This window comes from Bradyrhizobium sp. UFLA03-84 (genome assembly GCF_002289535.1).
GTDB lineage: Bacteria > Pseudomonadota > Alphaproteobacteria > Rhizobiales > Xanthobacteraceae > Bradyrhizobium > Bradyrhizobium viridifuturi.
On record NZ_NSJY01000017.1, the window covers coordinates 136,175 to 150,407 of the forward strand.

Below are 14,233 nucleotides of genomic sequence, written 5' to 3' on the forward strand. Positions count from 1 at the left end.
ATTGGCGATCGACCGGCGACCGCAAGCTTAGCCCTGAGCAGGAATACTCGCCAGCGCGGCCTGGGCGGTCATCTGCCGCTTCAGGCGCAGGGCCTTGCTTCGTCTCAGCCACCACGCCGTGGTTCGCTCGGTGGTGGCCTTGATCGACGACAGGAAGCCGAACAGCGCAAGCAGCGCGCCGAACAGCCACATGGTGAGATTGAACGTGCCGGCCACGAGCAGCAGCGCGCCGCGGCCGAGCAGTTTCATGATCGCGCGGGTCTGGCCGCCCTTCACCTCGGCGATGCGGGCCGCGCGCGCGATCTCCTGCGGGTTCTCCGCGACCTTCAGCGTGTCCCGCGCGGCGCGAACCCCGGCCGCTTCACCGATCCGCCCGACATCCTTGGCGACACGCACCAGCGCGCCGGCCTTCTCGGCGCGGAACGCCGCGCGAATGGCGGTTGCGGTTTCCGCCGGCCGCAGCACCGAGCCCGACGCGACCGCCTCGCGCAGCGCCGGCTGATCGACCATCTCGCGGGTCGAGCGCCCGGCCCATTCGATCATCCCCTCGCTCAGCCGTCCCGCCTTGCGCGTGTCCTTGACCAGCGTCAGCCCCGCGCGCAGCGGACCGGCGCCGCCGACCGACACGTAGGTCGCCGCGGTCACGGCGAGCCCGGCGGCCGCAAGGCCGAGCACCAACTGGTCGGTGTCCTCGCCCATCACGAGGTGCTTGCCCTCGCGCACGACATCCCTGACATCGCCGAACACGAACAGGTCGCCCGCAACCGTGCCGGACAGGCTCGCGACATCGTCGGCGTTGCCGGTCACGAGGCCGGTGGCGAAGCCCTTGGCGAAATGCGCGGTGGACGACTGCTCGGCGCGCGCGTCGTCGACGCGCTTTGTGAGTTCCGCACTCAGCGCGATGTTCTTCTCGCCTGCGAGCGCGACAAAGCTGGCCGCAAGATCGGCGTCCCCGGAGGCGAGCGCCGCCTCGATATTATCCTCTATCAACGCCGGGTTGTTGCGCAGCACGGAATTGATCCTGAGGTCGGCGAGATCAGCGGCATCATCCCGTGCCGACAGCACGGTGCCAGCGTCACGGGCATGCGGCCAAATAGCTGCGCCCATGGCAGCACTTACCGCCAGGCCAGCCACCGCAACGCCGAGCCGCAACCCGTTCATTCCGCTTGAAACCTCAAGTTTAATTCGCCTTGGACATAGTGTGCCGTTTTTGCGACACAACGGCTCCGACCAAAGAAGGGCTTCTCTGGGACGACAAGATTGTGTCGAATTTGCATGAGCAAATGAGCCATCGGGGCTCTAGGAATCAACTGTTCCCGCCAGTATGGTGCGCGGCATTTCGCGATGCCGCATGCTGTTGATTGCGTCTGCCCATCGTTGCCACCAAGGTGAGAATATGTCCGACCACGTCGTCCCGCACTTCCATAACGATGCCGGTGTCTCGGTGATCGAAATCGGATCGCAGGAGTTCATGTGCGTGGGCGCCAACCCGCCGTTCGACCATCCTCACGTGTTCCTCGACCTCGGCAACGACAACGAGATCATCTGCCCGTACTGCTCGACGCTCTATCGCTTCGCGTCCGACCTCGCTGCCGGCGAAGCGCGGCCGCCGGAATGCGTGTTGAAAGACAAGGTCGCCTGACCGCTCCGTGGCGCTGACGCGAACCGTCATCGTTGCCGGCGCCGGAATCGGAGGACTGACGGCGTCGCTGACCCTGGCGACACAGGGCTTTCGTGTCGTGGTGCTGGAAAAGGCCGAGCGGCTCGAGGAAGCCGGCGCCGGCATCCAGATATCCCCCAATGCCAGCCGTATCCTGGTCGAGCTTGGGCTCAAGGAGCCGCTGGCGCGGCGCGCGGTCACGCCTGAATCCGTCAACATCATGAGCGCACGGGCCGGCGGCGCGATCGCACGCATGCCGCTCGGCCAGGCCGCCGAGTTCCGCGCCGGCGCCCCCTATTGGGTGATCCACCGCGCCGATCTGCAGGCCGCGTTGCAGGCTGCCGTCAATGATCATCCCGATATCGATCTGCGGCTCGGCTGCCAGTTCGAGGACGTGACCAAGCACGCCAAGGGCCTGACGGTCGTGCAGCGCCGCGGCAATTCACGCCAGGAGGAATTGGCCGTTGCGCTGATCGGCGCCGACGGTATCTGGTCGTCGGTGCGCGGACATTTGTTTCCGGATGTACAGCCGCAATTCTCCGGCCTGATCGCCTGGCGCGGCACGCTGGACGCAACCGCCCTGCCCCGTGAACACACCGCGCCGCGCGTGCAACTCTGGATGGGCCGGGACGCCCATCTCGTGGCCTACCCGATCTCCGCCGGACGCCAGATCAACGTGGTGGCGATCGTGTCGGGCACTTGGAATCGGCCGGGCTGGAGCGCGCCCGGCGACAGCAACGAGATCAAGGGCGCGTTCGCCACGGAGCGCTGGCCTGGCACCGCGCGGATGCTGATCGGCGCGGTCGACAGCTGGCGCAAATGGGCGCTGTTCACCCTGCCCGACATCGGCCGCTGGAGCGAAGGCGCCGTCGCGCTGATCGGCGACGCCGCGCATGCGATGTTGCCGTTTGCCGCACAGGGCGCCGGCATGGCGATCGAGGATGCGGCGGTGCTCGCCAAGGCGTTGGCCGATTGCACCGGCGAAAACACCGCAGGCATTCCCGCCGCATTGAAGCGCTACGCCAAGATGCGGCGCGGACGTGTGCTGAAGGTGCAGCGCATGGCGCGACAGCAGGGCCGCATCTATCATCTGAGCGGACCATTGGCGATCGCGCGCGATCTCGCGATCCGCGCCATCGGTCCGGAGCGCATGCTGGCGCGGCAGGACTGGATCTACGACTGGCGCGCCTGAGCCGGGCGCGCCTGCACGGCAACCGGTTGTCCTGGAAACGTTGACCTAGTGAATGAGGCCTCGCGGGGCGCGCGGCCCCTTCGCAGCCGGGGTGGGCGCTGCGGGTGCGGCGGCGGCGGGGCTGTCCGGCGGGCTCTCATGGCACTTGTTGGCACGCCATGCCTGATCCGCAAGCCTCTGCTGGGAGTGGATCGAGATCAGCTCGTTGCGATACACCATCTCGGAGACCACGGTACCGCCGACGCCGGTTTCCGCCTTGGCCATCAGCTTTTCCTGATCCGTCGCGCGAGCCGCGAGGCTCTTGCGTTCGGTCTCGAGCTGCTTGCAATCATACAGGTCGTATTTGGCGGGATCGGCGAAAGCCGACGGCACGCTGTCGCCGATCTGCGCGCAGCCGGAAACGCCGGCGGCCGAGGCGAACAGAGCAACGAGAACTGCCGCGCGCATCAGATTCGGGCGGCGTGGGGAACGAACAGACATTCGGCTTTCTTAATCGGACAGTGTTGAGATTGCCTAAAGCAGCCGCCGGTGTCCGGATTGAGGCTCAATCGCGGCGGCGCGCTGCTTATCCCAATGCGCGGCCGCTGAGGCAAATGGAATTGCAGGCCAGAGCTTAAGCCTTTGAAAGCGCACCTGTTAGCAGCGGATAATGACAATTCCACTCGGCCACCAAACGCGCTAGAAATCGGCGCGCCTTGGAGCATGATCCGGAAAGGTGGAAACCGGCTTTTCGAAAAGATCATGCTCAAACAAGGAGGTGAGATCGTGATGCGTTTCCGCGGAAACGGATCACGATCTGGCAATGCGGACGTGGCGGAACTGGTAGACGCAAGGGACTTAAAATCCCTCGACGGCAACGTCATGTGGGTTCGAGTCCCACCGCCCGCACCAACCATCTGACCCGCCACTTGCCGGCAGGCCGACGATCGTTGCAGGCACGTCCGCGCGCCGTGCGCAGCGCTACCGCTTTGATTTCCTGGCCTTCGCTTTTCTGGCCTTGGCCTTCTTTGCCGTCTTGGCCTTTGCCGGCTTCTTGGCCTTGGCCTTCTTCGCCGATTTCTTGACCGATTTCTTCGCAGATTTCTTGGCGGATTTCTTGGCAGATTTCTTGGCCGACTTCTTGACTGACGCCTTGGCGGTTCGCTTGGCGGCGGCGACTTTCTTGGGGGCCTTCTTGGCGGCCTTCTTTGCCGCGCCGCCGGCTGAGCCGGCCTGTTGCACCATGCCCCCGCCGCCACCACCGCCTGCGCGTGTCGGACGCGGCGGCACCGGCTCCTCCATCCAGAAGTCCAGTTCCTGCTCCTTGCCGCCGCCGGGCTTCCAGCCGTCGAGCGAATAGATCTGATCCGCATTGCCGCCGCTGCCGAGATAGCCGCGCCAGGAATAGTGGTCGTAGACGCCGTTGATGTGCAGCGCGTAGGCCTGCGCTAGCTTCTTGTTGCCGCGGATGATCACGAGATTCTCGTCATTCTTCTCCGAGGCGGCGACGGAGAAATTGTGCGATCCGGTGATGACGGCGCAATTGTCCGAGAACGGATCGATCACGATGGTCTTGGAGTGCACGATCGCGATCATCCCGGCGCTGCGGATTTGAGACACGCTGAACTCGACATCGGCCCATGACGGCTCGTTCGTGGCGTTGACGCCATGTGGCAACTGGACGTCGTCATGGAAGGATTGCGCCGGTGCGCCTGATTTCACGACCTGGCCGCCGACCGAGACGATGTCGCCGTTCTTGCTGGCCATCATCGTCGACACCACGCCGCGGACGTAGACGTCGTTCTGCTGTGCGCGGTCGAGCAGCGCGCTCAGCAGCGGCGATTGCCCCGGCATGAACATCAGGAAGAGAGCGCCGTCCTTGGCGTTCTTGATCAGGTCCAGCACCGGCTTGAACTCCGCCTCGCCGTTGGTCGCGGCGAAGTAGACCGAGATGTTGCTGTCGCTGGTCGGAGTGGAATTCGACGCCTTCAGGGCGGGCGGCATCGCGTTGCCGGCGGCGACCAGCTTGCCCCACTGATCGAGGTAGCGCTTGGCGATCGCCGCATTCTCGATGATCAGCACATTGTTGAGCTGCGTGCACAGCCCGGTGGTGGTCCAGTTCGTGCTGCCGGTCAGCACGCGGATGGCGTTGCCGTGCGCGTCGCTCTCGACCACGAACTTGTTGTGGACGCTGGGCGACGACCTGCCGGCATTCGACAGATCGCGATGCTTGACCGTCAGGCCGGCGCCGCTGAGCTCGCCCGCGATGTTCGGTTTGGTCGCGCTGCCGTTGCCGAGCAGGACGTTGCCGCGGCTTCCGAACGGCTTCAGCGCACCGACCAATTCCTCGTCGTTCATCTCGTAGATCGCGGCATGCACCTGGCTGCCGCGCAGGTCGGCATCGTGCAGAAACGCCAGGATCTCGTGCAGGGCGTCGCCTGACAGATAGCGCCGCGCCTGGTTTGCCGGATCGGAAAGGCCGTTGACGAAATTGCGCAGCGAGGCGTCGGACGTATCGCCATGCACGAAGCGGCTGACGATCTGGGACATCAGGGTGCCGCGATTGAAATAGGCCGACAGACCGCCGCCCGTATCGCCGGAAGCGACCGTCGGCGCGGTCCACGCCGACACCGAGGCGGGATCGGGCGTGAACGTGCCGTTCGCGCCGTTCTTCATCGCGGTGACGCGGTAGGAGACGTTCTCGGTGTCGATAACGCTGTGATCGGTCCAGATGCAGCGCCGGAACGGCGATTGGGTCGAGGAGATGCCGGCGTCCGCCACCGGCTTCTCGCCGGGCTTCGGCGGAATGCGGTTGGACAGCACGGTCGTCTGCTGCGTGATGTTGTTGCGCCGCTCGAGCTGGAAACCGACCCAGTCGTTCGACCAGGTGTCCGGCTGCCAGGCGATCAGGATATCATCGGCGTTCGCGTAGGCCTTGACATTGATTGTCATGATCATTTCCCCGAGGCTGGGTGAATCCACAGCTGCGAAACAATGGACACTGCTCACGCACGGCTGAAGCCGTATGTCTTCGGACTGCGCCGATAACGGCCCGTAGCACATTACCTCGGTAACCCAAGGTAGTTTGTGAAATAGACGACAACTGCCATGCAAATCGCCGTGGGCGCGGCGACCGGCGCAAGCATTCGCGCGAACCCTGGTTCGAGCTGCCTGTGCATCTTCCGGACGACACGGCATGCCGAATTGGTATGCCAGGCGGCGTGCTCACGGCCTGGGCAGATCGACGGGGATCGCACGGCCCCCATCACCTCATCGTGTCTTCCACCTGTGGGACGCTTCACACGCCGCGATCGCCGGCTGTGCTAATGCTGACGCGTTGGAAAATTCCGGCCGCACATTTCGCGGCCCTCGCATTCCGAGATCAATTTCTTTGGAGCTGGGCGATGACGATTGCTGATCGCAATCGGATTGCCGGTCGCAATCAGATTGCTCACACCACCGCGCCCGATCGCGGCGCTTCCACCCTCGAGCACGGCGACGACGCGGCGCATTGCAGCAACGGGCTCAATGCACAGACATTCCGCGATGCGCCGCCCGACGAACGCGCGATCTACCAGCGCTGGATCCGCGGCGCAATCACGGCCTGCGTGCTGCTGGCGCTGGCCGCCGGCGCGGCGGTCTGGATCAACGGCGGCGACACCGGACAGACGCAGCTGACGAGCCTGTCGAGCGCGAGCGGCGCGAGATCAGGCCACCTGCCCTAGCGGCCACCGGTTCGGTCCGATCACTGCTTCATTGTCGCGATGCCGTAAGCGGCGCATGCCGCATGCCTCGCTGCGCGCGGCGGCGCAAACGAAAATGGCCGGGGACGAGCCCCGGCCACTCCGTTCTGCGTCAAGCCGCGCTTACTCGGACTTGTCGATATTCCAGAAGATCGGCGTCGCCGGGCCGTCGAGCACACCGGTCAGCGACTTCCGCCACGCGCTCGGTCCCTGATACTGGCCGAGCGGGATGTAGATGACCTGCTCGTAGGCTTCCTTCTGGATATCGGCTGCGATCTTCTTCTGCGCGTCGAGCGACGGCGCGCGGACGAAGGCATCCTTCAGTTGCTCGATCTTGGCATCCTCGGCCCAGCCGAACCATCCGCCATTCTTGCCCTGGCCGCCGATCGAGAGGTTGGCGATCGGGTTGGAGACGTCGGCGCTCACCCAGTTGGTGAAGAACATGTTCCAGCCGCCGTCCTTCGGCGCCTTCTGGCTGGCGCGGCGGGTCACCACGGTCTGCCAGTCGGTCGCCTGCAGATCGACCTTGAAGCCGGCGTCGCGCAGCTGCTGGGCAACGACGACCGGCTGCGCCTTCAGCGTGGTGACGTCGCCCGGCGCCATGATGACGACCGGCGTGCCGTCGTAACCTGACTCGGCAAGCGCCTTCTTGGCCGCCGCCATGTCGCCGCCCTTCGCCAGCGTCTCGCCGCCGATCTCCGACGCAAACGGCGTGTCGCAGATGAAGAAGGCGACGCAGGTCTTGTAGTACTTGGGATTGCCGACCAGCGCGTCGAGCACCTGCTTCTGGTTGATCGCCAGCAGCGCCGCCTGGCGAACCTTGATGTTGTCGAAGGGCGGATAGAGGAAGTTCATGCGGCCGAGCGTCTGGAAGCCGAACTTGTTCAGCGTCTCGACCTTCAGGTCCTTGTCGGCCTCGAGGATCGACAACGTGTCGAACGACGGGTTCTCCAAGAAATCGATATCGCCGGACTGCAGCGCGTTCATCGCGGTCTGCGCATCGGCCATCGTGACCCACTCGACGCGGTCGACCTTCACGACCTTGCCGCCCGCGGTCCAGCTCGCCGGCTCCTTGCGCGGCACGTAGTCCTTGTTCTTGACGTAGACCGCCTTCACGCCCGGCTGGAATTCCGCCTGGACGAATTTGAAGGGGCCCGAACCGATCTGTTCCGGAATCGGCTTGTCCGGCGGCGTTTCGGCGAGCCGCTTCGGCATCATGAAGGCGACGCGCGACGACGGCTTGCCGATCGAATCCAGCACCAGGCCGTAGGGCTCCTTCAGCTTCAGCGTAATCGTCTTGGCATCGGTGGCTTCGAGGCTCGCGGTGAAGTCCATCAGCTTCTGGCCCATGCCGTCGACCTTGGCCCAGCGCTTCAGCGACGCGACGCAGTCTTCGGCGGTCACCGGCGCGCCGTCATGCCACTTCAGGCCGTCGCGCAGCGTGAACGTGTAGGTGAGCTTGTCGTCGGACACCTTCCAGTCCGCCATCTGCGGCTGGATCTTGAAGTTGGAATCGGTCGCCACCAGCGTGTCGTAGACCATGTAGCCATGATCGCGCGTGATGTAGGCCGTGGTCAGGATCGGATCGATGACGCGCAGATCCGAATGCATCACCGCAGTGATGGTCTTGTCCGCGGCCATGGCCTGTTGGGTGAACGACAACTCCTGCGGCGCGAACGACAGCGCGACCGCCGCAAATGCCGCCGCTAGCGTGCGACGCTTCCAACGCGAGATAGGGAACATGGAAATCTCTCCTGACGTGTAACTGGTCAAAGCCGGCTTATTCGTTATGCATGCGGTTCGATATTTAGGCGAACTAACATGCTGTATGGCTTGTGAAATCGAGACTTGCATCAAGCGCCAAGCGCGTCAATCGGTTTCGGGCAGGATCAAACGTATACGAACGAATGAACGACAAGTTCGGCGCATTTGACTTTACAAAGTCCTCGCCCGAGCCTTTCGTATAATACGCGAACGCGTATCGGCGCGAACAAGACAACAAGCAAAACAAGAAGAGAGAGAAGTCATGAACCCCGCCAATCTTCCTTTTGATTCCGAAGCGATGTTGCAGGGACTGCGCAGCTGGGTGGAATGCGAAAGCCCGACCTGGGACGCGCGCGCGGTCGAGCGCATGCTCGATCTCGCCGCGCGCGAGATGGCGATCATGGGTGCGACGATCGAACGCATCGCGGGACGCCAGGGCTTCGCAGGCTGCGTCCGCGCCCGTTTTCCGCATCCGAAGCAAGGCCAGCCCGGCATCCTGATCGCCGGCCACCTGGACACCGTGCACCCCGTCGGCACCATCGAGAAGCTGAAATGGCGGCGCGAAGGCAACAAGTGCTTCGGGCCGGGCATCTTCGACATGAAGGGCGGCAACTATTTGTCGATCGAGGCGATCAGGCAATTGGCGCGCGCCTCCTTCACCACGCCGCTGCCGATCACCGTGCTGTTCACGCCCGATGAAGAGGTCGGCACGCCGTCGACGCGCGACATCATCGAGGCCGAAGCCGCGCGCAACAAATATGTGCTGGTGCCGGAGCCCGGCCGGCCCAACAACGGCGTCGTCACCGGCCGCTACGCGATCGCACGCTTCAATCTCGAAGCCATCGGCAAGCCGAGCCATGCCGGCGCGACGCTGTCGTCCGGCCGTTCCGCGATCCGGGAAATGGCCCGGCAGATCATCGCCATCGACGGCATGACCACCGAGGACTGCACCTTCTCGGTCGGCATCGTGCACGGCGGCCAGTGGGTCAATTGCGTCGCGACGACCTGCACCGGCGAAGCGCTCAGCATGGCCAAGCGGCAGGCCGATCTCGACCGCGGCGTCGAGCGCATGCTGGCGCTGTCGGGCACCGCCAATGACGTGACGTTCAGGGTAACGCGCGGCGTCACCCGCCCGGTGTGGGAGCCGGATGCCGGCACCATGGCGCTGTATGAAAAGGCAAAAGGCCTCGCAGCGGCGATGGGCCTCGATCTGCCGCACGGCAGCGCCGGCGGCGGATCGGACGGCAACTTCACCGGCGCGATGGGCATCCCGACCCTCGACGGCCTCGGGGTTCGCGGCGCCGATGCGCATACGCTCAACGAACACATTGAAGTTGACAGTCTCGCCGACCGCGGCCGCCTGATGGCGGCACTGCTCGCGACACTGGACTGATTTGCACTGCACAACACGTTGGCACTGCCGGACCGAAATTTAGCCTTGTCCAATTTTGAGGCTTCGCCTACGGTCCGGCCGTCCAACTCGACGATGCGGGAGAGATCGGAGCGACAACATTCGTGTTGTCAGCTTCGGCGCCGACGGAGCAACCGCCCCGGAAACTCTCAGGCAAAAGGACTGTATCGTCAGGACGATCTGGAGAGAGACGACACGACCGCACATCAAGGGCCGTGACGTCCACCGAAGGGGATAGTTCGCATCTGGCCGAGGCCCGATGCGGATCAAGCTCTCAGGTACCGTGACAGATGGGGCGCTGAAACAGCCGGTTTCACCGGCGGTTCGGCGACTCTAACAACACGGGAGCCTGAAGACCATCATGCGACACATTGCGATCATTGGCGCCGGCATCACCGGCGTAACGACGGCCTATGCCCTGCTCGAACGCGGCTACCGGGTGACTGTCCTCGACAGGCATCGCTACGCCGCCATGGAAACCTCGTTCGCCAACGGCGGACAGCTTTCCGCCAGCAATGCGGAGGTGTGGAACAGCGCCGCGACCATTCTGAAGGGGCTGCGCTGGATGCTCCGAAGCGACGCGCCGCTGCTGATGAACCCGAAGCCGAGCTGGCACAAATATTCGTGGATCGGCGAGTTCGTCGGCGGCATCACGCGCTATCGCAGCAACACCATCGAGACCACAAAGCTCGCAATCGAAGCGCGCAAGCACCTGTTCTCGATCGCACAGCGCGAGAACATCGCCTTCGATCTTGAGCGCCGCGGCATCCTTCACGTCTATCACGACAAGGCCGGCTTCGAGGCCGGCCTGCGCGTCAACACGTTGCTGCAACAGGGTGGGCTCGACCGCCGGCCGGTGACGCCGGACGAAATCCGCAGCATCGAACCCGCGCTGCAGACGGCCTGCTATGGCGGCTTCTTCACGCCCTCGGATGCGACCGGCGATATCCACAAATTCACGCGCGGCCTCGCCGACGCCTGCGCCCGCCGCGGCGCGACCTTCGTCCATGAGGCCGATGTCGACACCATCGCGCGCAGCTACGGCGGTTTCCGCATCGGCTGGAACGATGCCGCCTCCCATGATGCTGATGTCGTGACACGACATGAACTTCAAGCGGACGGAATTGTCGTTTGCGCCGGCGTGGCAAGCCGCCACTTCGCAAGCCTGCTCAACGACCGCGTCAACGTCTATCCGGTGAAGGGCTACTCGATCACCGTGCAGCTCGATGCGCCGCAAAGCCGGGATGCAGCGCCAACCGTCAGCCTGCTCGATGAAGCAGCAAAAATCGTCACCAGCCGGCTCGGCGCCGACCGCTTCCGCGTCGCCGGCACCGCCGAGTTCAACGGCTTCAACCGCGATATCAGGGCCGACCGCATCCAGCCGCTGGTGGATTGGGTGCGGCATCATTTTCCTGGTATCGACACCTCGAAGGTCATGCCATGGGCCGGCCTGCGCCCGATGATGCCGAACATGATGCCGGTGGTGCGCGCGGGGCGGATTCCTGGCGTGTTCTACAACACCGGCCACGGTCATCTCGGCTGGACGCTGTCGGCCGCGACGGCACAGATGATCGCGGGTGCGATCGATGACTGGCGCGACCTCGACACGCCTTCAATGGTGCCATCGCAGGTCGGTGCGACCGAGCCTGCCCGCGCAGCTTTCCCCTAATTATCCGACCGGAGAGGAAGAATATGTGCGTATTTGCGTGTGTCCAAGTCGGGATTCGCTGGGAATCGTCGCGTGACAACGATTAGCGTCGTAATGGGGAAAAGCGCTTCAGCGCGGGAGGGGACAATGCGCATTGGGGTCACGGGCACGCATGGCAATGCGGCCCGGCGCGGCATTCCGGTCGGCATGTGTGCCGGCGGCAATCTCTTCGATCGACCGACACGCAACCTCGCCACCGGCACGCGCGTCGGCTCACTGCGCCGCCTTTCCGAAACGCTCAACGCTCAAGGCTCCACGAAAGGCGCGACATGACAACCGGGACGTTGACCAAGCCGGATCAGATTGCCGCCGAGCTGTGCGCGGCCGTCGATCGAAACTTCGACGATCAGATCGCGTTCCTGTCGCGCATGGTGCAATTCCGCAGCCTGCGCGGACACGAAGCGCCGCAGCAGCATTGGCTGGCCGAGCAATTCGCCAAGCGCCGCTACGACGTCGACGCGTTCAGCCTTGCGGACGTCAACCTGATGAGCCATCCGAAGGCTGCACCGATGGACGGCATCGATCTGGCCGGATCGCAGCAGGTGGTTGCGACGCTCAACAGCAAAGGCAGCGGCCGCAGCCTGATCCTGCAAGGTCATATCGACGTGGTGCCGGAAGGGCCCGCTGACCTTTGGGACCAGCCGCCGTTCTCGGGCGCCGTGCAGGACGGCTGGATGTTCGGGCGCGGCGCGCAAGACATGAAGGCCGGCGTCTCGGCAATGATCTTCGCGCTCGATGCGATCCGCGACGCAGGCTATGCCCCGGCCGGGCGCATCCATCTGCAGACCGTGACCGAGGAAGAGAGCACCGGCAACGGCGCATTGTCGACGTTGATGCGCGGCTATCGCGCCGACGCCTGCCTCATTCCCGAACCGACCGGACACACGCTGACGCGCGCCCAGGTCGGCGCCGTCTGGTTCCGCCTGCGCGTCCGCGGAACGCCGGTGCATGTCGCCTATTCCGAGGCCGGGTCGAGCGCCATCCTGTCGGCGATGCATCTGGTGCGCGCGTTCCAGGACTACACCAAGGCGCTCAATGCCCGGGCGCTCGACAACAGCTGGTTCCGCAACGTCAAGAACCCGATCAAGTTCAACGTCGGGATCATCAAGGGCGGCGATTGGGCCAGTTCGACCGCGGCCTGGTGCGAGCTGGATTGCCGGCTCGGTCTGCTGCCGGGCGAAACGCCGCGGCAGGCGATGCGCGGCATCGAGGAATGCCTGACTGAGGCGCACAAGGCCGACGAGTTCCTGTCCGGCAATCCGGCCGAGCTCGTGTGGAGCGGCTTTCAGGCGGACGCGGCGGTGTGCGAGCCCGGCAGCGAAGCGGAAGCGGCTCTGTCGGCTGCCCATCACTCCGTCTTCCAGGCTCCGATGCAGGAGCGGCTGTCGACGGCCGTCAACGACACCCGCTACTACTGTGTCGACTACGGCATCCCTGCGCTTTGCTATGGACCTTACGGTGTCGGCCCGCATGCGTTCAACGAACGTGTCGAGCTCGACAGCCTTCGCAAGACAACACAGAGCATCGCGCTGTTCGTCGCGAACTGGTGCGGCGTGATGAGAGCGTGAATGAACTTGTCGCTTCAGGTCGGTGGCACATGACGACAAGTGCAATTCGAAATAGCAGCATCAGACCAAGGGAGGCCGCCAACGGCCCGAACCGCGCCTTGATATAACGTCGCCATTGGCACAGTATTTGCCTGCAAATTCATCACGTTCGCGCTGGCTTTGAGACGAGACGCAGAAGCGCATGAGACACATCACGGGGACACCATGAGTATGATGCGGCCCAGCCTTCGCTTCGCACCATCTGACCGCAGGAGATAGCAGCGATGCTCGGATATCTGCTTCGCCGCATCCTCGCCGCCATTCCCGTGATGGGCGTGGTGGCGCTGTTCGTGTTCCTGTTGCTGCGGCTGACGCCGGGCGACCCCGCCGCAATCCTCGCCGGCGACAACGCGACGCCCGAACAGCTCGATCGCATCCGCACCTCGCTCGGTCTCAACGAGCCGATCTACATCCAGTTCTACACCTGGGTCGCGAAGCTCCTGCATGGCGACCTCGGCGTTTCCCTGATCTCGAACAAGCCGATCCTCGAGATGATCGGCCCGCGCCTCGAGCCATCGATTTCGGTCGCGCTGGCCACCATCATCCTCTCGATCCTGGTCGCGGTTCCGCTCGGCGTGATCGCGGCCTGGAAGCACGGCACCTGGATCGATCGCTTCGTGATGGGCCTGTCGGTGCTCGGCTTCTCGGTGCCGGTGTTCGTGATCGGCTATGTGCTGATCCAGGTGTTTGCGATCGACCTGCGCTGGGTGCCGGTGCAGGGCTTCAAGAGCATCTCGGCCGGCTTCGGTCCGTTCTTCGAGCGCATCATCCTGCCAACCTGTACCCTCTCCTTCATCTATGTCGCGTTGATCGCACGCATGACGCGGGCCTCGATGCTCGACGTGCTCGGCGAAGACTACGTGCGCACGGCACGCGCCAAGGGCATCGGCGAGGCCGGTGTGCTGCTGCGCCATGCGCTGCGCAACGCCGCGGTGCCCGTCATCACCGTGATCGGCTCCGGCTTCGCGCTGCTGATCTCCGGCGTCGTCGTCACCGAGAGCGTGTTCAACCTGCCCGGCATCGGCCGCCTCACCGTCGATGCGGTGCTGGCGCGCGACTATCCGGTAATCCAGGCCATGATCCTGTTGACGTCAGGCATCTATGTCGGCGTCAATCTGTTGATCGACGTGGCGTACACCCTGCTCGATCCTCGTATCCGGTACTGAGCA

Annotated in this window: 12 protein-coding genes, 1 tRNA gene and 2 riboswitches; of the genes, 9 read left to right on the forward strand and 4 right to left on the reverse strand. The window is 64.3% G+C overall.

The window, feature by feature from the left end:
* Positions 1–27: 27 nt before the first annotated feature.
* The gene (locus CK489_RS33275) at positions 28–1,161 is read right to left on the reverse strand and encodes a hypothetical protein (protein WP_050625567.1); all 1,134 of its coding nucleotides are present in this window, start codon (positions 1,159–1,161) and stop codon (positions 28–30) included.
* A gap of 235 nt (positions 1,162–1,396) precedes the next feature.
* Between CK489_RS33275 and CK489_RS33280 the strand changes: the two genes are divergently transcribed.
* Positions 1,397–1,642 (forward strand): zinc-finger domain-containing protein, encoded by a 246-nt coding sequence (locus CK489_RS33280; protein ID WP_018272338.1) that lies wholly within the window; start codon positions 1,397–1,399, stop codon positions 1,640–1,642.
* Positions 1,643–1,649: 7 nt separating this feature from the next.
* Positions 1,650–2,852 carry an FAD-dependent monooxygenase gene (locus CK489_RS33285; RefSeq protein ID WP_095735283.1) on the forward strand — a complete coding sequence of 401 codons (1,203 nt, stop codon included), beginning with the start codon at positions 1,650–1,652 and terminating at the stop codon, positions 2,850–2,852.
* A 45-nt stretch (positions 2,853–2,897) separates the two neighbouring features.
* On the opposite strand, the gene CK489_RS33290 is transcribed toward CK489_RS33285, so the two are convergent.
* Positions 2,898–3,332, reverse strand: coding sequence for a twin-arginine translocation pathway signal (locus CK489_RS33290; RefSeq protein WP_095735284.1), 435 nt, complete (start codon positions 3,330–3,332; stop codon positions 2,898–2,900).
* A gap of 324 nt (positions 3,333–3,656) precedes the next feature.
* Here CK489_RS33290 and CK489_RS33295 point away from each other — a divergent pair.
* A tRNA-Leu gene (locus CK489_RS33295) sits at positions 3,657–3,743 on the forward strand.
* A gap of 69 nt (positions 3,744–3,812) precedes the next feature.
* On the opposite strand, the gene CK489_RS33300 is transcribed toward CK489_RS33295, so the two are convergent.
* Positions 3,813–5,783, reverse strand: a complete 1,971-nt coding sequence (locus tag CK489_RS33300; protein WP_198961088.1) for a phospholipase D-like domain-containing protein — start codon at positions 5,781–5,783, stop codon at positions 3,813–3,815.
* 452 nt (positions 5,784–6,235) lie between these two features.
* On the opposite strand from CK489_RS33300, the gene CK489_RS33305 reads away from it, so the two are divergent.
* The gene (locus CK489_RS33305) at positions 6,236–6,556 is read left to right on the forward strand and encodes a hypothetical protein (RefSeq protein WP_143278285.1); all 321 of its coding nucleotides are present in this window, start codon (positions 6,236–6,238) and stop codon (positions 6,554–6,556) included.
* A 141-nt stretch (positions 6,557–6,697) separates the two neighbouring features.
* Here CK489_RS33305 and CK489_RS33310 read toward each other — a convergent pair whose 3' ends face one another.
* Positions 6,698–8,317, reverse strand: coding sequence for an ABC transporter substrate-binding protein (locus CK489_RS33310; protein ID WP_050625563.1), 1,620 nt, complete (start codon positions 8,315–8,317; stop codon positions 6,698–6,700).
* Positions 8,318–8,600: 283 nt separating this feature from the next.
* Between CK489_RS33310 and CK489_RS33315 the strand changes: the two genes are divergently transcribed.
* The 5 genes from CK489_RS33315 (at position 8,601) to CK489_RS33335 (ending at position 14,230) form a co-directional block, all read left to right on the forward strand.
* Positions 8,601–9,731, forward strand: coding sequence for a M20/M25/M40 family metallo-hydrolase (locus CK489_RS33315; protein WP_095735286.1), 1,131 nt, complete (start codon positions 8,601–8,603; stop codon positions 9,729–9,731).
* Between the two features lie 86 nt (positions 9,732–9,817).
* Positions 9,818–9,924, forward strand: a riboswitch (glycine riboswitch).
* A 3-nt stretch (positions 9,925–9,927) separates the two neighbouring features.
* A riboswitch (glycine riboswitch) is annotated at positions 9,928–10,041 on the forward strand.
* A gap of 69 nt (positions 10,042–10,110) precedes the next feature.
* On the forward strand, positions 10,111–11,418 hold the full coding sequence (locus tag CK489_RS33320; protein ID WP_095735287.1) for a D-amino acid dehydrogenase: 1,308 nt from the start codon (positions 10,111–10,113) through the stop codon (positions 11,416–11,418).
* Positions 11,419–11,544: 126 nt separating this feature from the next.
* A complete protein-coding gene (locus CK489_RS33325; RefSeq protein ID WP_050625560.1) occupies positions 11,545–11,730 on the forward strand; it encodes a hypothetical protein in 186 nt (61 codons plus the stop codon).
* Positions 11,727–13,025 carry an ArgE/DapE family deacylase gene (locus tag CK489_RS33330; protein WP_095735288.1) on the forward strand — a complete coding sequence of 433 codons (1,299 nt, stop codon included), beginning with the start codon at positions 11,727–11,729 and terminating at the stop codon, positions 13,023–13,025. Before CK489_RS33325 ends, CK489_RS33330 begins: the two co-directional genes overlap by 4 nt.
* Before the next feature lie 263 nt (positions 13,026–13,288).
* Positions 13,289–14,230, forward strand: a complete 942-nt coding sequence (locus CK489_RS33335) for an ABC transporter permease (protein ID WP_050625559.1) — start codon at positions 13,289–13,291, stop codon at positions 14,228–14,230.
* Positions 14,231–14,233 lie beyond the last annotated feature (3 nt).